The 20,219-nt window shown below is 44.9% G+C and carries 22 protein-coding genes; 6 read left to right on the top strand and 16 right to left on the bottom strand.

Features of this window, described 5'->3' with window-relative positions; all coding sequences use genetic code 11:
- Window positions 1-60: 60 nt before the first annotated feature.
- From L4D78_RS24570 to dusA, 4 genes are all read right to left on the bottom strand, one after another.
- Window positions 61-294 (bottom strand): thymidylate kinase, encoded by a 234-nt coding sequence (locus tag L4D78_RS24570; protein WP_428459401.1) that lies wholly within the window; start codon window positions 292-294, stop codon window positions 61-63.
- A 115-nt stretch (window positions 295-409) separates the two neighbouring features.
- On the bottom strand, window positions 410-1,051 hold the full coding sequence (locus tag L4D78_RS24575; RefSeq protein ID WP_428459402.1) for a TIGR04219 family outer membrane beta-barrel protein: 642 nt from the start codon (window positions 1,049-1,051) through the stop codon (window positions 410-412).
- Between the two features lie 153 nt (window positions 1,052-1,204).
- Complete coding sequence (gene pspG, locus L4D78_RS24580) at window positions 1,205-1,435, bottom strand: envelope stress response protein PspG (protein WP_428459403.1); 231 nt, start codon at window positions 1,433-1,435, stop codon at window positions 1,205-1,207.
- A gap of 202 nt (window positions 1,436-1,637) precedes the next feature.
- The gene (gene dusA, locus L4D78_RS24585) at window positions 1,638-2,678 is read right to left on the bottom strand and encodes a tRNA dihydrouridine(20/20a) synthase DusA (protein WP_428469370.1); all 1,041 of its coding nucleotides are present in this window, start codon (window positions 2,676-2,678) and stop codon (window positions 1,638-1,640) included.
- Window positions 2,679-3,554: 876 nt separating this feature from the next.
- On the opposite strand from dusA, the gene zur reads away from it, so the two are divergent.
- From zur to L4D78_RS24600, 3 genes are all read left to right on the top strand, one after another.
- Complete coding sequence (gene zur / locus L4D78_RS24590) at window positions 3,555-3,998, top strand: zinc uptake transcriptional repressor Zur (protein ID WP_428459404.1); 444 nt, start codon at window positions 3,555-3,557, stop codon at window positions 3,996-3,998.
- Between the two features lie 32 nt (window positions 3,999-4,030).
- On the top strand, window positions 4,031-4,495 hold the full coding sequence (locus L4D78_RS24595) for a chemotaxis protein CheX (protein WP_428469371.1): 465 nt from the start codon (window positions 4,031-4,033) through the stop codon (window positions 4,493-4,495).
- A 259-nt stretch (window positions 4,496-4,754) separates the two neighbouring features.
- Window positions 4,755-4,964, top strand: a complete 210-nt coding sequence (locus L4D78_RS24600; protein ID WP_428469372.1) for a cold-shock protein — start codon at window positions 4,755-4,757, stop codon at window positions 4,962-4,964.
- A 123-nt stretch (window positions 4,965-5,087) separates the two neighbouring features.
- On the opposite strand, the gene pgi is transcribed toward L4D78_RS24600, so the two are convergent.
- A complete protein-coding gene (gene pgi / locus L4D78_RS24605) occupies window positions 5,088-6,740 on the bottom strand; it encodes a glucose-6-phosphate isomerase (protein WP_428469373.1) in 1,653 nt (550 codons plus the stop codon).
- A gap of 280 nt (window positions 6,741-7,020) precedes the next feature.
- On the opposite strand from pgi, the gene L4D78_RS24610 reads away from it, so the two are divergent.
- Window positions 7,021-7,440 (top strand): secondary thiamine-phosphate synthase enzyme YjbQ, encoded by a 420-nt coding sequence (locus L4D78_RS24610; RefSeq protein ID WP_428469374.1) that lies wholly within the window; start codon window positions 7,021-7,023, stop codon window positions 7,438-7,440.
- A 43-nt stretch (window positions 7,441-7,483) separates the two neighbouring features.
- Here L4D78_RS24610 and L4D78_RS24615 read toward each other — a convergent pair whose 3' ends face one another.
- The 3 genes from L4D78_RS24615 to L4D78_RS24625 form a co-directional block, all read right to left on the bottom strand.
- The gene (locus tag L4D78_RS24615) at window positions 7,484-8,686 is read right to left on the bottom strand and encodes a BamA/TamA family outer membrane protein (protein WP_428469375.1); all 1,203 of its coding nucleotides are present in this window, start codon (window positions 8,684-8,686) and stop codon (window positions 7,484-7,486) included.
- A gap of 263 nt (window positions 8,687-8,949) precedes the next feature.
- Window positions 8,950-10,029, bottom strand: a complete 1,080-nt coding sequence (gene alr / locus L4D78_RS24620; RefSeq protein WP_428469376.1) for an alanine racemase — start codon at window positions 10,027-10,029, stop codon at window positions 8,950-8,952.
- A gap of 58 nt (window positions 10,030-10,087) precedes the next feature.
- A complete protein-coding gene (locus L4D78_RS24625) occupies window positions 10,088-11,485 on the bottom strand; it encodes a replicative DNA helicase (protein ID WP_428469377.1) in 1,398 nt (465 codons plus the stop codon).
- 232 nt (window positions 11,486-11,717) lie between these two features.
- Here L4D78_RS24625 and L4D78_RS24630 point away from each other — a divergent pair, with 232 nt between their 5' ends.
- Entirely contained in the window at window positions 11,718-12,473 is a 756-nt protein-coding gene (locus L4D78_RS24630) for a DUF481 domain-containing protein (RefSeq protein WP_428469378.1), read from the top strand.
- Between the two features lie 92 nt (window positions 12,474-12,565).
- Here the strand turns inward: L4D78_RS24630 and rplI are convergent, their stop codons facing one another.
- From rplI to nsrR, 7 genes are all read right to left on the bottom strand, one after another.
- Window positions 12,566-13,018, bottom strand: coding sequence for a 50S ribosomal protein L9 (rplI, locus tag L4D78_RS24635; protein ID WP_428469379.1), 453 nt, complete (start codon window positions 13,016-13,018; stop codon window positions 12,566-12,568).
- 36 nt (window positions 13,019-13,054) lie between these two features.
- Entirely contained in the window at window positions 13,055-13,282 is a 228-nt protein-coding gene (gene rpsR, locus L4D78_RS24640; protein WP_087024481.1) for a 30S ribosomal protein S18, read from the bottom strand.
- A gap of 15 nt (window positions 13,283-13,297) precedes the next feature.
- Window positions 13,298-13,600 carry a primosomal replication protein N gene (priB, locus tag L4D78_RS24645; protein WP_428469380.1) on the bottom strand — a complete coding sequence of 101 codons (303 nt, stop codon included), beginning with the start codon at window positions 13,598-13,600 and terminating at the stop codon, window positions 13,298-13,300.
- 7 nt (window positions 13,601-13,607) lie between these two features.
- Complete coding sequence (rpsF, locus tag L4D78_RS24650) at window positions 13,608-14,006, bottom strand: 30S ribosomal protein S6 (protein ID WP_428459415.1); 399 nt, start codon at window positions 14,004-14,006, stop codon at window positions 13,608-13,610.
- Between the two features lie 242 nt (window positions 14,007-14,248).
- Complete coding sequence (gene rlmB, locus L4D78_RS24655; RefSeq protein ID WP_428469381.1) at window positions 14,249-14,989, bottom strand: 23S rRNA (guanosine(2251)-2'-O)-methyltransferase RlmB; 741 nt, start codon at window positions 14,987-14,989, stop codon at window positions 14,249-14,251.
- A 3-nt stretch (window positions 14,990-14,992) separates the two neighbouring features.
- A complete protein-coding gene (gene rnr, locus L4D78_RS24660; protein ID WP_428469382.1) occupies window positions 14,993-17,548 on the bottom strand; it encodes a ribonuclease R in 2,556 nt (851 codons plus the stop codon).
- A gap of 119 nt (window positions 17,549-17,667) precedes the next feature.
- Window positions 17,668-18,099 (bottom strand): nitric oxide-sensing transcriptional repressor NsrR, encoded by a 432-nt coding sequence (nsrR, locus tag L4D78_RS24665; protein ID WP_428469383.1) that lies wholly within the window; start codon window positions 18,097-18,099, stop codon window positions 17,668-17,670.
- A 108-nt stretch (window positions 18,100-18,207) separates the two neighbouring features.
- Between nsrR and hmpA the strand changes: the two genes are divergently transcribed.
- Window positions 18,208-19,392: an NO-inducible flavohemoprotein gene (gene hmpA, locus L4D78_RS24670; RefSeq protein WP_428469384.1), complete on the top strand. Its 1,185-nt coding sequence runs from the start codon at window positions 18,208-18,210 to the stop codon at window positions 19,390-19,392.
- A gap of 121 nt (window positions 19,393-19,513) precedes the next feature.
- On the opposite strand, the gene motX is transcribed toward hmpA, so the two are convergent.
- Window positions 19,514-20,140 (bottom strand): flagellar protein MotX, encoded by a 627-nt coding sequence (motX, locus tag L4D78_RS24675; RefSeq protein WP_428469385.1) that lies wholly within the window; start codon window positions 20,138-20,140, stop codon window positions 19,514-19,516.
- Window positions 20,141-20,219 lie beyond the last annotated feature (79 nt).

Raw genomic sequence — 20,219 nt, forward strand, 5'->3', positions numbered from 1 at the left:
AGACAAAACTGGAGTACATAATGACTCCAGTTTAGAAACGACACACCTCATAAGGGGGAGTTAGAAGGTGTCTGCAATTCTTACTTGGTGAAAGCCGACCTCAAACGCCCGCTCCGTTGCTGTATCAATATCGTGATAGCACTTTTCGCTACCCGCACCGTCTGTCAAAGGCACAAAGCCGCCCCGACGATGACGAAATTCCACGATCCAACCATTCGCCTGAATCGATGGCTCGATCACGGCTTCAACAATATCACTAGATGTATAAAGGTTCTGCAATTGAGTTAATGTCATAAGCCACTTCCCGATCGTCTTGCCCCTTTAAAAATGGTACAAAAAGTGAGAAACAGGCAACAAAAAAGCCACGATATTTCGTGGCTTTGGGAATAAAGTTCAGTTACTCGCCTAATTAGATGTCGATTTCAACACCTAAGAACCAGCCATCGGTTTTGAACTCACCGTTGTTTTGCTTAACGAAGTCAAAATCGTAGTCCATCACACGGTAGCCACCACGGATGTTTAGATCCGCGGCAACCAAAGGAATAGACCATTTCATACCAAGCTGACCATCAATGGTCGTGGTGCTGTCGTATTTACCGTAGTTAAGGTCACCAAAGACAGAAAGGAAAGTCATTGGGATACCTACTTCAACATTACCGTAAACGCTTGGCTGCCATTCGCTGAATGATTCAGAACCAAATTTACCAGCGTTGAATTTAGCCATGCTTAGACCGATATCAAACGCCACAGCATCGTTATCTAGAATTTCATAGTACGCCGTGTAGTCCGTCTGACCAAAAGACACATCACCATTATCTACATCGGTGTAACGTAGGCGAAAGTTTGGGATCAGAGGGATAAAATGTTCTAGCGCAATGTAGTACGAACCTGAAGTATTGCTATCTGACGAAAGATTATCATCAGTGATTTTGGCATCGGTAAACCATGCGTCAGCACCTGCTTTTACCCCTAAAAGAGTTGCGGCCTGAGCAGGTAGTGCTGCTGACAGGGCGACAGCTGCTGCTACAGCAGAAAGCGCTAATTTTTTCATTTCGAGTCTCCGCTCATTATTAGTATGTTTAAACGGCGAAGACTATATCAGAAGCTGTACAAGAAAGCCGCATTTTGTACACTGTGCAAGGATTTTCAAGATAAAACGCTATCTTCCTTCATATACAAGCGCTAACGATTTAACAGCACGGTATTAGCGAAAATATTTATCACGATGGCGTTGCTCGGTTTTGCGTTCACGATAAAACCAAATCACGATCGCAATAAGTACCAGCCATGGTAATAACTTAAATACTATGCCAATCATTCCGACAACCGCCATCACGACAAAACCAGCAGCAATTGCGAGCAGCATCCCCAACAAACTGATCCCAGAAAAAAACAATACAACCGCAAATACAATTAAGAATAATAGTTCGACCATATCTAACTCCTTACCAAAGCATGCAATTCACCCGTAAACAATATATAGGTACTTTGCACAATTCAGACCAATGCGACAAATAAAAATAACTTGTTAAAAATCAACCATTAAAAAAGGCACTTAAGAATAAACTCAGTGCCTTTTTACTAGCTTGGTCTATTTAACCAACAAATTTGGCCAGCCCGACTAACTTATGGTGAAATTATACATCCAAGTGGGCGGGGATCTTCGCCATTGCTTGCTGTAATACCTCAATACCAGCGCCAGGCTTATGTGCATTTTCACTGATGTGGCGACGCCACTGACGCGCTCCTGGCATGCTTTGGAATAAACCAAGCATATGGCGGCTAATATGACCGAGGTATGCACCATTCGTTAGCTGACGCTCAATATATGGGTACATCGCTTCTACAATTTCACGACGTTTTTTCATCGGTTTATCACAACCAAACAAACGGTGATCAATCTCTGCGAGCAAGTATGGATTCTGGTAAGCTTCGCGACCCACCATGACACCATCAAGGTGCATCAGGTGCGCCTCAATCTCTTCCAGTGTTTTAACACCACCATTTACCGCCATAGTAAGGTGGGGGAAGTCTTGCTTTAACTGATAGACACGCGGGTAATCAAGCGGTGGAATTTCGCGGTTTTCTTTCGGGCTTAAGCCCTTTAGCCATGCTTTTCGCGCGTGAATGGTAAAATCTTGGCAACCGCTTTTTTCACTAACCGTTGCAATAAAGTCGGTTAGAAACTGATATGAATCTTGCTCATCAATACCAATTCGTGTTTTCACACTAACAGGAATATCCGCCACTTCACGCATAGCTGAAACACACTGTGCCACCAGCTCTGCTTCACCCATTAAACACGCACCAAAACGACCGTTTTGTACGCGATCCGATGGGCAGCCAACATTCAGGTTAATTTCATCGTAGCCACGCTCATAAGCCAGCTTGGCACATGTTGCCAAATCCGCAGCATTCGAGCCACCCAGTTGCAAAACCAGTGGGTGCTCTTCTTCGTTATAAGCTAGATAATCAGCCTTACCGTGAATAATTGCGCCAGTTGTTACCATCTCAGTATAGAGCTGCGTATTGTCGCTCAGCAATCGATGAAAGTACCGGCAATGGCGATCAGTCCAATCGAGCATTGGCGCAACAGAAAAGCGGCATGAAGGGTAATCACCCTTTGTTGCCACTTCTATTGTTGATTGTTCATTTACTACCATTGCGCTATCTGTCATCTGAAGACCTCATTGTTGACCCACTTTTACCTACATCGCTGGCAGGTATTGATGACCATGCCAGTATTTATACTGCTTTGCTCAATAGCAAAAGACGATAAAACGCCCAAACAGAAAAGAGTGCGGATTCTACCCTATTACAGTCCCTATCCCAAACACAGTCTAAAATATACTCAGCGAGTAAATCAGCTCTAGAGTCGTAAACAAATAGAGTAGACAACAATTAAAAAGAACATGACAAGCACAAACCTAACATGGAAAAATTAACTATAAATCAAGCAGATAAAACACCAACTAGATCATCCGTACATAAAAAAATAGCTATAGCAACATGACAACCCAAAAAGCTGTACATGTTGATTCCTCCACTGCAAAATCAACAATTTAGCAAGCCTATCAATAATAAAATTACAACTAAAAAAGCAAATGGCAGATCAACCATCAAAATGCTGTACGCCATATAAATAACTGTAATCACCATGGCAAACTAAAAACAAAAAGTTACCAGCATTACAAAAACATTATAACCTCATGATTTTAAAGTAAAAGATAACAATCAAAAACTCTTCGTACAGCTTTTAAAGCTATTGAACACAAACACCCCAAAAGCTGCACACCTAGCAAAACCCCATTATAACAACAGCTTAGGAAAAGACTCATTCCCGACCAAAAACGGCGTTCAACGAAGTGCAGCCATCACTCATAAAAGCTGTACATTTAGTCATTATAAAGTTGATAACAGCTTATTCTGATCAAATGAGGCGTGATCGATACCGCGATTTTTTCTTAATCACAAGACAGAAAGCCTATATCTAAGATACGTTTACCCTTGAATATGCTAATATGCTGTACTTATCGCTTGTTTTTTGAGGTCATATGTCAAATCAAACGCAACTGCTGGTAAAAGCACAGCAGATATGCGAGCAACGTGGAGTAAGGTTGACACCTCAAAGACTTAAAGTCCTTGGATTGATCATCAAGCACCATAGCTCTATTAGTGCTTACGAGCTTCTCGATTTACTCAGAGAAACAGAGCCACAAGCGAAACCTCCGACGGTATACCGTGCTCTAGATTTTCTCCTCGCTCAGGGTTTTGTTCATAAAGTCGAGTCGACAAACAGCTACATAGCTTGCTGTCTGCTTGGCCATGCTGATCACTGCTCTCAGCTGCTTATTTGTGATGGATGTGGCACGGTAGAGGAATACCACGATGATGAGCTGGCCAAATTACTAAGCCAAAAAGCAGAACAACAGGGTTTTGAAATATCGAACCACGTTGTAGAAAGCCATGGTATTTGCCAGCAATGTAAAAACAAGTAAGTTTTTTAATTTAAGACAGTCGTTATAAGATTATGCGAGCAGAATTCGTAAACCCTTTTTTAGCGTCACTTTTGAATGTCCTCAAAACGATGGCGTCAATGGAGCTAGCTCCACAAAAACCTCGATTAAAAAAAGATGAAGTTGCCCGTGGCGATGTTTCTGGCTTAATTGGGATGATAGGTCCGAAAACTAAAGGCTCAATGTCGATCACTTTTGATGAGGGACTAGCCTTAGAAATCATGCAACGCATGCTGGGTGAACGCCCACATGGTGTAAATGAAGAAGTAACAGATATGGTGGGTGAAATCACCAATATGGTCACAGGTGGTGCCAAACGTATTTTATCCGAGAAAGGGTATGACTTTGAAATGGCAACCCCTGCAGTCGTTTCAGGTAGAGGGCATACCATCACCCATAAATGTGATGGGGCAATAATAATTATGCCCTTTGATTCTGAATACGGAAAAGCCTTTATCGAAATTTGCTTCGACGGCTAACGTTATGCCTCTCACTAGCTTCAGCCGGCTAAGATCGGCTGAACCTTCAGCCTCTTATTAGCAATTCTATCACTTTGATTTTTATGTGAAGTTACCACAATTATCGGACAAAAAACTACCAACTGTCATCCAATCGATCTAGACTGACTATGCTGAATAAGCATCAGAACACCTATTGTTTTGACCTACTTTACAGCGTCGTTTTGCTAGCCGGCTAAGGCCAGCAAGGATATATAACATTCAAAGGAAAGATCGTAACATGAGCAAACTGACTGGAACCGTAAAATGGTTCAACGATGAAAAAGGCTTTGGCTTTATTTCAGGTGCCGATGGCAAAGATGTATTCGTTCACTTTAGTGCAATTCAAGCCCAAGGCCGTCGTACCTTGCAAGAAGGCCAAAATGTCGAATTTCTCGTAACAGATGGTCAGAAAGGTCCACAGGCAAGTGAAGTCACCGCCCTGTCTTAATTGCCTGAAAATACCCGCTATAAAAAAACGCCGCTAGAATTAACCTAGAGGCGTTTTTTATTCGCTAACATAGAAGTACTAAGTAATAGTTAAATCACTCCAATACCCTATGAGATAGACCAATTATGCGCGCCACTGTTTAAACGCGTTGATCAAACCGTTCGTTGAACTATCATGGCTTGCAATTGATTTATCGTCACCCAGCTCAGGTAAGATGTTATTTGCCAACTGCTTACCCAGCTCAACACCCCACTGATCAAAGCTAAAGATGTTCCAAATGACACCTTGAGTGAAAATCTTGTGCTCATACAATGCAATTAACGACCCTAATACCGCAGGTGTTACTTGCTTCACTAAGATGGAGTTAGTTGGACGGTTACCATCAAACACTTTAAATGGCACAAGCTCTGCCACTTCTTCTAATGTTTTGCCAGCAGCCACAAACTCAGCTTCTACTTGCTCTTTTGTTTTACCAAAGGCCAATGCTTCAGTTTGAGCAAAAAAGTTTGCCATCAATTTAGGGTGGTGATCACTTATTGGGTTGTGGCTCAATGCTGGTGCAATAAAGTCACATGGGATCAATTTCGTGCCTTGGTGGATCAGCTGATAGAATGCATGCTGACCATTGGTACCCGGCTCACCCCAAATAATTGGACCCGTTTGGTAATCAATTGGGTTACCATCACGGTCGACACATTTACCATTAGATTCCATATTGCCTTGCTGGAAATAAGCGGCAAAACGGTGTAGGTATTGGTCATATGGCAAGATAGCTTCAGACTCGGCACCGTGGAAATTGTTGTACCAAATGCCGATCAACGCAAGAATAACAGGCAGGTTCTGCTCTAAAGGAGCCTCGGCAAAGTGCTTATCCATCTCGTGTGCACCGTCAAGCAACGCCACGAAGTTATCAAAGCCAACAGAAAGGCTAATTGATAAACCAATCGCTGAACATAATGAGTAACGGCCACCAACCCAATCCCAGAATTCAAACATGTTGTCGGTATCAATACCAAACTCTGAAACTGATTTCGCGTTAGTTGATAGGGCTGCAAAGTGCTTAGCTACATGCGCTTGATCACCCGCTGATGCTAAGAACCAGTCACGTGCAGAATGTGCATTGGTCATGGTTTCTTGCGTAGTAAATGTCTTAGAAGCAATCAAAAACAGCGTTGTCTCTGGGTTTAAAGGCTTCAGCGTTTCAGCAATATGCGTACCGTCGACATTTGACACAAAGTGCATTTTTAGACGCGTTTTATAAGGTGTTAACGCTTCTGTCACCATATAAGGGCCAAGATCAGAGCCACCGATACCGATGTTTACCACATCCGTAATTTCTTTGCCTGTATAACCTTTCCACTCACCATCAACGATTCGAGCAGTGAACGCTTCCATCTTTGCCAGCACAGCATTGACGTTAGGCATAACATCTTCGCCATCAACCATGATTGGTGTATTACTACGGTTACGTAGAGCAGAGTGCAGTACTGCGCGCCCTTCAGTTTGGTTGATTTTTTCGCCGCTAAACAACTCACTGATAGCAGCCTTTACCTCAGTTTGTTCAGCAAGAGCGAACAGCTTTGTCATTGTCTCTTCTGTGATTAAATTCTTTGAGTAATCAAGAAGAATATCTGCGCCAAAATTGGCTGAAAACTGGCTAAAACGTTCGCTGTCATTTGCAAACAATTCACTCAATTTCAAATCTTGAGCTTCTTCAAAATGGGCGGTTAACGCTTTCCACGCTTCAGTATGGGTCGGATTGATGCTTTTCAACATGGTGAAGTTCCTGATTTTTAATTGTTAATCCATTAGCCTTGTCAAAATAACCTAAGCTACGGATCCCCGATCTAAGTAAATTCTGTCTAGTGTAGCCTAACTTAAGCAGTCAGCTCTATTTTTGTAATTTTACAACTTATGAATAATTATGACTTGAAGTAAGCTTTACCGTCATTGCGTCAGGTCACGAAAACAAAGAGTAAATGATTGGCCTAAAAATGTGCAATACAATCAATAGATATTGCGTTTTTCAGTTGCAAAACACAACAAGGTTAAGATTATGTGGTTTCAAAAAACAATCAACCTACGAGCCCGTTCTCGAGGTTTTCACCTCATAAACGATGAAATTGAACAACAAATCACTGAGTTAAGCCAATTCTCAGTTGGCCTTGCTCACCTTTTCATTCAACATACCTCAGCCAGTCTGACACTCAATGAAAATGCCGATCCAACAGTTCGTAGCGACATGGAGGCACACTTCAATCATTTTGTACCTGAACGGGCTCCCTACTATCAGCATACCTATGAAGGGGATGATGATATGCCTGCCCATATCAAAGCATCATTACTTGGCAATAGTATTACTTTGCCCATATCACAGGGAAGATTAGCATTGGGAACTTGGCAAGGAATTTATCTTGGTGAGCATCGCGATTATGGCGGTAGCCGTAAGATCATTGTGACCCTTCAAGGTGACTAACGTAAAAAAGCAAGCATATAAGAATGCTTGCTTTTTATTGAGGTTAGAATGGCTGATTAATCATGACTCTAAAGATGCTGTCTTCGCTTCCCCAAGCCATTTCGGTTCGAACGACGATGCCTTCAACCTGAAAGCGGATAGCCGCTCCGGCACTCCACTTCATGTCTTTATGAAGCTCACGTAAGTCATACTCATCCGCTACTCGACCTACATCGGCAAAAGCAACCCATTGCCACCATGGCACGTCATACCATTCAAACACTGGCCACGTATGTAATGGTTGCCAATCAGGCTGCATCCGATACTCCATACTATAACTCAGCGCAGAGCGATCAACGAAGCGGCCACCAGAGAAGCTTCGCAAACGGTATAGCCCCCCCAACCGTGTTCCCGCATAAGCCGGCGGCCGGCGAAGCTCTTCCTTACCATCAACCGTTTCTGTCTTGTTCCAGCTTGGTGTGTCGCCAGTATATACATTGAAAGCGAACACTTGCTGGTCGATCAGCTCGCCTAAGTTACCGAGGTCCCAGAACCAGCTTTGATTCAATTCCCACTTCCACCAGCTGGCATGATCAGAGCTGCCCGGATCAACCGTCACGCTAAACTGACTTCGACTGCCCTCGGACGGATTGCTGCTGTTATTGCGGTTATCCCACTCGAAGCGAGTTTCCACCCCCCATACGCTTTCCGCTTCGCTAAAGCCCGGTTGAGGTGATTCGGAGAAATCACGCGACTGATAAAATGGCCTGAACTCAATAGAACTCACGCCACTTTGCCATGGTGTGCTTCCCGAGACCTCACGTTGTGGCCTAATCGCCGCAAAGGCACCCTGATCTTTTGCGGCACCAAACGGTAAGATATAACGCATCGATAATCGGTACTGCGACTCAGTGGCATCAGCCACAACTTTGTCATCAACACTGGAATCATTACCCGTTGAATCACCCAGATAATAATCGAACTGCTTGTAGTCAGCCGAAAAGAGTTCCGCGCCAAATAACCAGCGACTATCCGTACTCAGGGTATAGTTGCTTGCCCCAAGGTATGCCAGCCAAGTTCCTTTTTCGGTTACGACACCAGCGCCTAATAATGCAGCCTGAGGCTGCCCTGCGCCTTTTAGCAAACCAGCCATACCAACCGATAGTCCCATCGCATCGGTTGAAAAAGCAAAGGGAACAAATGCGGTTTCAGGTGACCATGTTGGCCAACCATCGGCCTGAGCAAATGCTGTATATGAAAAAGCCACAGCCACGGCTGCGGATTTGAAATTATTTAAAGTCAGCAAAATCCAGTATCTATTCCACTATCGAACAATGTTATTAATATGCCATTATGGATTAGACGTCAGCTTAATCACAGGCTCAAAAGGATCTCTTTACTCGGCTATTTTTATCGACAGACAGACTCCAAGCGATCTAGCCATCAACAATAAACCAAACCGAAAATGATAAAGCCGTAACGAATGCTACGGCTTTTGATTTAAATGCTTAATTCACATGTGCTCTACATCTACACGTAAGTCATCGCGACACGTGATGTTAATTTCGTAACCAACTCATACGCAATGGTACCGATATGCTCGGCAACAACTTCCGCCGGCAACCCTTCCCCCCACAGTATCGCTTCATCACCGACTTTATCTGTGCAGTTAGGGCCCAAGTCGACAGTTAGCATGTCCATCGAAACACGCCCCGCCATAGGTACAATACGGCCATTAACCAAAATCGGTGTGCCATTGGGGGCACTACGAGGGTAACCGTCGCCATAGCCAATCGCTATCACCCCTATTTTGGTATCTCGCTGACTAGTCCAAATACCACCATAGCCAACTGACTCACCTTTTTTCACGTCTCTTACCGCGATAAGACTAGATGTCAGGGTCATCACGGGCTTCATATTGAACGCTTCAGCTGAACGCTCTGGCTCAGTAAATGGCGACACCCCATACATAATAATTCCAGGGCGAATCCACTCAAGCTGGCTTTGCGGCCATGCCAGTATGCCAGCCGAAGCCGCTAACGAACGCTCACCACGGCAACCGTCAGTCAGCGTCATAAAAGTATCAATTTGCTGCTCGGTTACGATACTCTCCATGTCATCAGCACAACCAAAATGGCTCATATAGCGCAATGGTTTTGCCACGTTATCACAAGCATGGAGGCGATCTACGAATTCAGTATATTGTTCAGGACGAACGCCCAAGCGGTGCATACCCGTATCGATTTTAAGCCAAACGACCACAGGTGCGTCTAACTCAGTTTGCTCTAGCGCTTCTAGCTGCTCAACGGAATGTACAACGGTGTGAATGTTATTCGTTACCAGAACGGGTAAATCTGACGCTGCGTAAAAACCTTCTAATAATAAAACGGGCTTAACGATACCTTTTACCCGCAGAGTTAACGCTTCTTCGATGCGAGCAACACCAAAGCCATCGGCATCAGGTAGGTGGCGAGCAACATGCGCCAAGCCATGACCATAGCCATTCGCTTTTACCACAGCCAATAGCTTACTGTTCGGCGCTTTGGCTCGAAGTTGGCTAATGTTGTGAGTCAACGCTTGAGTGTTGATATATGCTGTTGCCGCTTTCATCAAGTTACCTACTGTTCTACCCGGTTAATGGTTTCATCACCGCTTGCATTAACGCAAATTATTCATCATCAAACGCCGGACCGGCGTAATTATCAAAGCGAGAAAACTGGCCTTGGAACGTCAGACGTACTGTACCGATCGGACCATTACGCTGCTTACCAAGGATGATCTCCGCAATCCCTTTCAAGGCAGTATCTTCGTGATACACCTCATCACGATAGATGAACATGATCAAATCGGCATCCTGCTCAATCGCACCCGATTCACGCAAGTCAGAGTTTACTGGGCGCTTATCTGCACGTTGCTCCAAGGAACGGTTAAGCTGAGATAGGGCGACCACAGGTACATTCAACTCTTTTGCTAACGCCTTAAGTGAACGAGATATCTCGGCAATTTCCAACGTACGGTTATCTTGATAACCCGGTACTCGCATTAGCTGCAAGTAGTCAATCATGATAAGGCTTAAGCCACCGTGATCACGTGCAATACGGCGGGCCCGTGAACGAACTTCTGTCGGGGTTAGGCCTGAACTGTCATCGATGAACATATTCTTCTTTTCCATCAGAATACCCATCGTCGATGAAATACGCGCCCAATCCTCATCGTCAAGCTGACCGGTACGGATCTTCGTTTGGTCAACACGCGATAGAGATGCCAGCATACGCATCATGATTTGTTCTGAAGGCATCTCAAGTGAAAAGATTAATACGGGCTTTTCTTGTTCCATCGCCGCATTTTCACACAAGTTCATCGCAAACGTGGTTTTACCCATAGAAGGACGCGCGGCAACAATGATCAAATCAGACCCTTGTAAACCTGCAGTTTTCTTATTCAGATCGGTAAAACCAGTTGATACCCCAGTCACACCATCTTGTGGTGACTGATACAAAATCTCGATACGCTCAAGGGTCTTTTCTAGAATGGTATCAACATTCTGAGGGCCTTCATTTTCAGTTGTACGTTGCTCGGCAATAGCGAAAACTTTACTTTCGGCCATATCCAGCAGTTCTTCACTGTCACGACCTTGAGGATCGTACCCCGCGTCAGCAATTTCGTTTGCCACGCCAATCATGTCACGGATCAAGGCTCGCTCACGCACGATTTCGGCATAAGCGGTAATGTTCGCCGCTGAGGGGGTATTTTTGGCAAGCTCTGCTAAGTAAGCAAAACCACCGACATTCTCAAGCTTATCTGCTCGCTCAAGATGCTCAGAGAGCGTAATAAGATCGAGCGGTTGGCCACCTTCAAGCAACGCGGCCGACCCTTCAAAAATGATGCGATGCGGACGACTATAAAAGTCTGTCGCAACCACTTTTTCAGCAACAGCATCCCACTTTTCATTGTCCAGCATCAAGCCGCCCAATACGGATTGCTCTGCCTCTAAAGAGTGTGGAGGCATTTTAATTGCATCCATTTTGGTATCTTTGGGTTTGTTGGGTTTGCTGTTTTCTGCCATAAGAATTGAAATGATTGCCGGAAACTAAGCCGATCATTATACCTTAAATCGCGGTGAGTCTATGTAACAATATAGTGTGGAAAATAAATTTACCCTGAATTGTTTACGCACCAAAGAGATAACGTCGGCCATGTAAAACGCCACTCGAGTTTCCTAACCAAAAGCTGACATAAATAAGGTAAAATACGGTGTCTGATTGATTACCTATCATTTTTTATCCGGAGGAGGCCACTTGGCAAGATACTTTCTGGCTTTATTGCTACTTGCCAATACAACGGCTAAAGCCGCAGATGACGACAGGCCAACTCCGATCCCACCGCCATGGACGAGCGAGGTTGAGTTTGGTTACCATGCATTAGGTGGCAATTCAGATTCCGAAACGCTTAATAGCCGAATTGGTTATACCTACGTCAAGAACCAGTACCGTCATAATGCTGAAGCGAAATTTCTACTGGCAGAAAAAGACGGTGATGAAGATAAGCGTAGAGGGCAGCTTGAACTCCAAAGTGATATGAAAATCAATGAGCGTACCTATGTACTCGGTAATGCTAATTACATCGATGACCGTTATGGCCCATATTTTACCGACTTTACGCTTGCCACTGGTTTGGGTTACCAGCTAATTCGTCGAGAAACCTTCCAAATGGAGGTGGAAGCAGGCCCTGGCTACCGTCATCAAGAGCCTAATATCGATGAAATTGACGATGACGATATTGTCATTCCAGAAACCGTCGATGAGCTCATTCTCCGTGGTAGTACTAAGTTTATCTGGAAGCCGACCAAGAACATTGAGGTGAATGGGCGATTCACTGGTATTGGCGGCAACAGTAACAGTACGATGGAAACCGAGCTCAACCTCACGACATCCATCAATGATCATATCGCCATTAAGTTTAGCAATACGCAAAACTTTAACAGCTGGGTACCCGACGGACTTAAAAAGCGTGATTCAACCATGTCGATTAACCTGCTCTTTAAAATTCACTGAGCCTATGCCGTTCAACGTGGCCTATCTCCACAAATTACAGGCATAAAAAAACCAGCCCGAAGGCTGGTTTTTCATATCGACACTAACCGTTATTAAGCTTCAGCTACAACGTTTAGGTTGATAGTAGCGAATACTTCAGAGTGCAGCTGAATGCTGATCTCAAATTCGCCAGTAGTACGTAGTGCGCCTTCAGGAAGACGAACTTCGCTTTTAACTACTTCAACGCCAGCTGCAGAAACTGCATCAGCGATATCGCGAGTACCGATAGAGCCAAATAGCTTACCTTCGTCGCCAGCTTTAGAAGCAATAACAACTGCTTCTAGTGCGCTTAGTTTGTCAGCACGTGCCTGACAAGCAACCAGTTGCTCAGCAACTTTAGCTTCTAGTTCAGCACGACGAGTTTCAAACATTTCAACGTTAGCTTTAGTTGCCATTACAGCCTTACCCTGTGGGATAAGGAAGTTACGAGCGTAACCAGCTTTAACGTTAACCTGGTCGCCAAGGCCACCTAGGTTACCGATTTTATCAAGTAGAATAACTTGCATTATCTTGTCCTCTTAAACTAATTAAACTGCTACCGATTACTGATGCTTGTCAGTGTATGGTAGAAGTGCTAAGTAACGAGAACGCTTGATAGCGCGAGCTAGCTGACGCTGATATTTAGCGCGAGTACCAGTGATACGGCTTGGTACAATTTTACCAGCTTCAGTGATGTAGTTTTTTAGAGTTGCTACATCTTTGTAGTCAATCTCTTGTACGTCTTCTGCAGTAAAACGGCAGAATTTACGACGACGGAAGAAACGTGCCATGGGCTATCTCCTGATCTAAATTTTTTCAATGTAGTCAGCATGTAACACTAATTTACCAATGCCATTACGGCCGGTTTGGTATGAGACAAAGCCTCCTACCTTAATGTGACTGCCGACAACTAAATCTTGCGTAAGTATTTGTTGACCTTGCCCGCTAATTACCACGTTAATGTAGCAATACACTTGACGTGGTAAATCAGCTTCTTTCTGGTAGGAACGATGCTCAAGCACAAAGTGACAATGAGGTATTCCCGCCAGCGATTTGCTTCGTTTGGGGTCTTTGGCAATAACGCCAGATAACTCCAGACGATTGGTCATTCAAAAATTACTCAGCTGCTGCTTCGCCTTCAGATGGTGCTGGAGCTGGTTGCTCTGCACGCTCTTCGCGACGTGGGGCACGCTCTTCTTTAGCCTTCATCATTGGAGATGGCTCAGTGATAGCGCCTTTAGTACGCATGATCATGTTACGGATCACTGCATCGTTGAAACGGAAGTTAGACTCCAGTTCGTCAACTACAGACTGCTCAGCTTCAACGTTCATTAGAACGTAGTGTGCTTTGTGCAGTTTGTTGATTGGGTAAGCCATTTGACGGCGGCCCCAATCTTCTAGACGATGGATCTGGCCACCAGAATCTTTGATAGCAGCAGTGTAACGCTCGACCATGCCAGCAACCTGTTCGCTTTGATCAGGGTGCACCATGAATACGATTTCGTAATGACGCATTGGTTGCTCCTTACGGATTAATCAGCTTCCTGAGTTGGCTCGGTTATCCAGAGGAAGCAAGGAACTAAAAATAGAACCGAGAATTTGGACGCTGAATAGTACAGAGATTGGGCAATCTACGCAAGAGATTTTTATCTTCCCACTCCCAAAAACAGCAAAATAATGCGAAAAAAATGCCCGCAAACCTAACCTTTGCGGGCACTCAAAATTAACGCACGATAACAGAGACTATCGTACGATTATTATCCTAATTGACGCTGGCGAACAGCCTCGAATAAACAGATACCGGTAGCAACTGATACGTTCAGGCTTGAAACTGAGCCCGCCATTGGGATTTTGATCAGGTCATCACAGGTCTCGCGCGTTAAACGGCGCATACCTTCACCTTCCGCACCCATAACTATGGCCAAAGGCCCAGTGAGTTTGCTTTGGTAGATATCATGCGTTGCTTCGCCCGCCGTACCGACAACCCATACGCCTTTTTCCTGCAACGCTCGCATCGTGCGCGCAAGATTCGTCACTTTGACCAATGGCATAATCTCAGCGGCACCACAAGCTACCTTACTGGCTGTTGCATTTAGCTGAGCAGAACGGTCTTTGGGTACAATCACTGCAACTGCACCAGCCGCATCGGCATTACGCAGGCATGCGCCAAGGTTATGCGGATCGGTCACGCCGTCCAGTATGAGAAATAGCGGATTGTCAGTGCCTTCCAGCAAGTCATCCAAGTTGTTCTCATTGTATTGTTTACCGGGACGAACACAGGCAACGATACCTTGGTGTGAAGCTCCGTCAACTTTATCATCAAGCGCCTTACGACCGGCTTCTTGAATCGTAATCCCCAAGTCTTTCAGCTCAGTGATTACTGGTGACAAACGATCGTCTTGACGACCTTTGAGGACAAACACCTCAATAAAGCGCACAGGATCGGTGGCCAATACTGCGTTTACGGCATGAATGCCGAAAATCATGTCATTACTCATTGGTTAATTCTTCTTTTCTGCCCGTTCTTTCTTACCAGCACGTTGTTTCTTTTTACGTACTTTGCTCGATTTCTTTTTCGCTTTAGGGTTCACTGCGGCATCCGATTTAGGCTTTTTGCCATTCGGTGCTTTGTCTTCCTCTAGCTTCGGTATTGCACCCGTTTTAAGCTTTTGGCGAACAGAGCTACGCTCTTTTTTAGATTTCGAGCGATGAGCCTGCTGTGCTTCCCCGTCTTCGACTTTGAATACCTTCAAGCTTTGGCGCTGCATCCCTTCGGCTTTACGCATACGCTGTTTTTTCTCACGGTTTTTGGCTGTTTTACCTTCACCACGAGGCTTACGGTTACTGCCAGCAATATCAAAATCGATTTGTCGATCGTTTAGATTAATCGAGGCAACTTTAACTTTAACCGTGTCACCAAGGCGGTAAACCAGTCCAGAACTATCACCGATCAAACGTTGACCAACAGGATCATACTGGTAGTAATCATTCGCCAAGTTTGAGATATGCACCAAACCATCAATGTTTAGTTCATTTAGGCGAACAAAGAAACCAAAGCCGGTTACATTGGCAATCACACCGTCAAATTCATCGCCAACGTGATCTTGCATGTACTCACACTTGAGCCAATCAGCAACATCTCGGGTGGCGTCATCTGCACGGCGCTCTGTGGTTGAGCATTGCTCACCTAAGCCATCAACGTCATCAAACGAGTAATGGTACCCACCTGTTGGCGTCCAACGATCTTTGTTAGTGCCTTCTTGCTTGGCAACTAAGTACTTAATTGCGCGGTGCAAGGTTAAATCAGGGTAACGACGGATCGGTGATGTGAAGTGGGCATACTGCTTCAATGCCAAGCCGAAGTGACCCACGTTGTCCGCCTGATAGACAGCTTGCTTCATTGAGCGCAGCAACATCGATTGAATCAATTCTTTATCTGGACGGTTCTGGATCAATGCAGCGAGTTCAGCATAGTCTTTTGGCGACGGCTCTAAACCACCCGACAATTGCAGACTCAACTCACCTAAGAAATCACGGAAACCGATCAGTCGCTCTTCACCCGGAGCGTCATGCACTCGGTATAATGCTGGCTCTTTGGCTTTTTCAACAAAGCGAGCGGAAGCAATATTTGCCAAGATCATGCACTCTTCAATGATTTTATGTGCATCATTGCGAACGGCTGGCACGATACGATCAATCTTGCGATCAGCATTGAAAATAAATTGCGTTTCAATGGTTTCAAACTCAATGGCGCCACGCACTTCACGCGAGCCTTTCAGCACTTTGTACATGCTGTATAGTTCTTCAAGATGAGGAACCAATGGTGCATAACGTTCACGTAACTCTTCATCACCATCCAGCACTTTACTGACTTTGGTGTAAGTTAAGCGTGCGTGAGAGTTCATTACTGCTTCATAGTGCTTATAGCCTGATAAGTTACCGGTCTCTGAGATAGTCATCTCACACACCATACACAAGCGATCCACTTGCGGATTCAGCGAACACAAACCATTCGACAGCACTTCCGGCAACATTGGGATCACTTGCGATGGGAAGTATACCGAGTTGCCACGTTTGACTGCTTCATTATCAAGCGCAGTACCCTGACGAACGTAGTAACTTACATCTGCAATAGCGACCCATAAGCGCCAGCCACCTGACTTTTTACGCTCACAGTATACGGCGTCATCAAAGTCACGCGCATCTTCACCATCAATAGTGACAAGCGGCAAGTCACGTAAATCAACGCGACCTTTTTTGGCCTCTTCTGGCACTTCTTCGCCAAGCCCTTCAATTTGTTTATCAACTTCAGAAGGCCATTCATGTGGAATGTCGTGAGTACGTAAGGCGATTTCAATTTCCATACCCGGTGCCATGTTCTCACCAAGTACTTCAAGCACTTTACCGACAGCGTTATGCTGACGAGTAGCACGTTGATTCACTTCAACCACAACCACATTACCCATACGCGCACCCATACGGTGATCATTAGGGATAACAATATCTTGCGCGATACGTGAGTCATCAGGCACAACATAGCCCATGTTGTCTTCAATAAAGAAGCGACCAACAATTTGACCTTCGTAATGTTTCAGAACGCGGACCACACGACCTTCTCGACGGCCACGCTTATCAGTACCAGCCACCTGTGCCAAGATGTAATCACCATGGATCACACCACGCATTTGGTGGTGAGGAAGCATTAAATCCTCTTCCTTGCTGTTGGTGCCTTCCGGGCGTAAGAAGCCAAAACCGTCGCGGTGGCCAATAACATGACCTTTGATTAAATCCAAGCGTTCAGGCAGGGCATAACATTGACGACGAGTGAAGATCAATTGACCATCACGCTCCATCGCACGTAAACGGCGGCGCAAACCTTCATATTGGTCATCGCCTTCAAGCTTAAGTTCTGTAAAGAGCTGATCACGGCTTACTGGTGCGGAAAAACCACGGATCACTTCTAGCAGCATTTCTCGGCTAGGGACTGGGTTTTCATAATTAGAAGCTTCGCGATCGCGAAAAGGGTCGACCGGTAAATCGGTAGTACCTTTTGACATAGTTAGATCCAAGTTAGCGAAGATATAACTCTAGTATATCTTCGCCCTAGGTGAACAGACGGGAGCACAGTTAAATTCTTTGCTCCACTAAAGAGATTTCGAAGTTATTGATTTGCAGGTTAAGCCACAGGCTGTTCCAACAGCACACGCAGTGGCGGATTGTCGTCAATTAAGCTGGAAAGAGTATGTTGGTCAAGCTCAGCTAAAAACGCTTGGCGAGCGGAAAACAGTACCTCTTTCAAACGGCATGCTGGCGTAATATGGCAAAAGTCTTCGCTACAATTCACTATCTGTAACGGCTCAATGGCACGCACAACATCACCAATAACAATACGTTCGGCAGGCATACCCAAACGGATACCCCCATTTTTGCCTCGTACAGTGTCGACATACCCCAACTGACCGAGTTTATTGATGATCTTAACCATGTGGTTACGAGATACACCATACACTTCAGTCACTTTGGTAATACTGGTCAGCTCCCCCTCTGGTAGGGTCGCTAAATAAATCAAGGCACGCAGGCCATAATCGGTAAAACTAGTCAGTTGCACAATAACTCCTCCTGCTGGCATTTTAATCTTCTTATTGACTAAAAGATACAGATAAGATACAACTTATAACATGCATTACAAATATAAGTTTAAATATAGGATAACGTAATGATCAGCCAACAAACCATTGATACAGTGAAAGCAACAGCACCGTTACTTGCTCAAACGGGCCCAGCTCTAACCGCTCACTTTTACGATCGTATGTTCAAACATAACCCTGAACTCAACGATATTTTCAACATGAGTAACCAACGTAATGGCGATCAACGTGAAGCACTATTCAACGCCATTTGCGCTTATGCCAACAACATTGAAAATCTTGCCGTATTGCTACCCGCCGTCGAAAAGATTGCGCATAAGCACACCAGCTTCATGATCACTGCAGAGCAGTATGCGATCGTTGGCGGGCATCTACTTGCGACCATCGACGAGTTATTTTCTCCCGGTCAAGAGGTCCTTGATGCTTGGGCGGAAGCTTATGGGGTACTAGCGGATGTATTCATTCAACGTGAAGAATCTATTTATCAAGAAAACGAAGGAAAAACGGGCGGGTGGCGCGGTACACGTGAGTTTCAAGTGGTTGAAATAAAACAACAGAGTGATGTGATCACTAGTTTTACCTTCAAACCTACTGATAGCGCTAACGTTGCAGATTTCAAACCGGGTCAATACTTGGGCGTTTACTTGAAACCCGAAGAGTTTGAATATCAGGAAATTCGTCAATACAGTCTGTCTTCTGCACCTCAAACAAACAGCTACCGTATCTCAGTTAAACGAGAAGAAGGTGGTAAGGTATCTAACTATCTGCACAATAACCTAAACGTCGGCGATAAAGTCCAGTTAGCACCACCAGCGGGTGATTTCTTCCTCGAGGTAGAGCCAACAACACCAGTCACTCTGATTTCAGCCGGTGTAGGTCTGACTCCAACGCTATCGATGCTAGAAACACTGACCAACCATCAGGCTGACGTTCACTGGTTACATGCGGCTGAAAATGGTGCCCAACACGCCTTTAAAGCAGAAGTAGCAGCATTGGCTGAAAAACACGATCACATCTCAAACACCGTTTGGTACCGAGATCCATTAACCGCAGATCGTCCAGCTGAAGATTTCCATTATGCAGGCTTGATCGATCTAACCAAACAGCAAAGTGAGTTAACGACACCCAATATGCAGTACTACTTCTGCGGCCCTGTCGGGTTCATGCAGCATGTAGCGAAACAGCTTATCGAGATGGGTGTGACTGAAGAGCAACTACACTACGAGTGCTTTGGTCCTCACAAGGTATTGTAAGCGATTGCGCTAGCAACAAGGCTATACGGCTAAATACCATTAAAAAGAGAGGCATTTGCCTCTCTTTTTGTATCTGATGATTTATGTGCTCTCTATTTAGCGAGGGCATTGTAGAGGAAATTTACCAAAACGTATCCCGCCGTTTTGCCCGTGCAATGACATTCGCTGGCATACGGTTTTCTAACCCTTGACGAAGTCGTGAAATCTGGCGGTGATCCATATTGTTGGCTGTCACCGTGTTGTAAAGCCAGCGATAAGCGTCTTCAAAATCTAGCGGGCTACCGTAATCACTTAATAACAATTCTGCCAATTGAATACGAGCATCAACGTTACCCATAGCAGCGGCTTCGCGTAGATAGGGAATGGCTCGTTCTTTGTCTTGCTGTACTAACGTGCCTCTAGAATAGTAACGTCCGAGTTGCTCTAAAGCTGCAGGTGAACCTTGCTGAGCCGCAGATTGCATGTAATAAACACCCAATTCAACATCGCGTTCAACACAAACTCCCCACGCTAACATATCACCATAAAGAAACTGATAAGAGGCTGATTCAACCCTAAGGGCGCGAGCTTCAATATCTTGCACCAGCTGGCAATCATCCGCTTGTACTTGCTGTAAGTGGCTATTGCTTTCAAACATTCGGTTTAGTTCATTTTCAGAATATACCGGCACCGCATCCCCTACATCATCCAATGCAAAGGCAGGTGTTGCAGCCAGCAATGTTGTCAGTAACAAAGTACGCAGTTTCATGGGTCGATCTCTATCCGAACGTAAATTGTATATCGGCGCCTACTGCTCAAACTTTAATAGAATTCGGCACTAAAACGGC

The organism is Photobacterium minamisatsumaniensis (assembly GCF_050336695.1).
GTDB lineage: Bacteria > Pseudomonadota > Gammaproteobacteria > Enterobacterales > Vibrionaceae > Photobacterium > Photobacterium minamisatsumaniensis.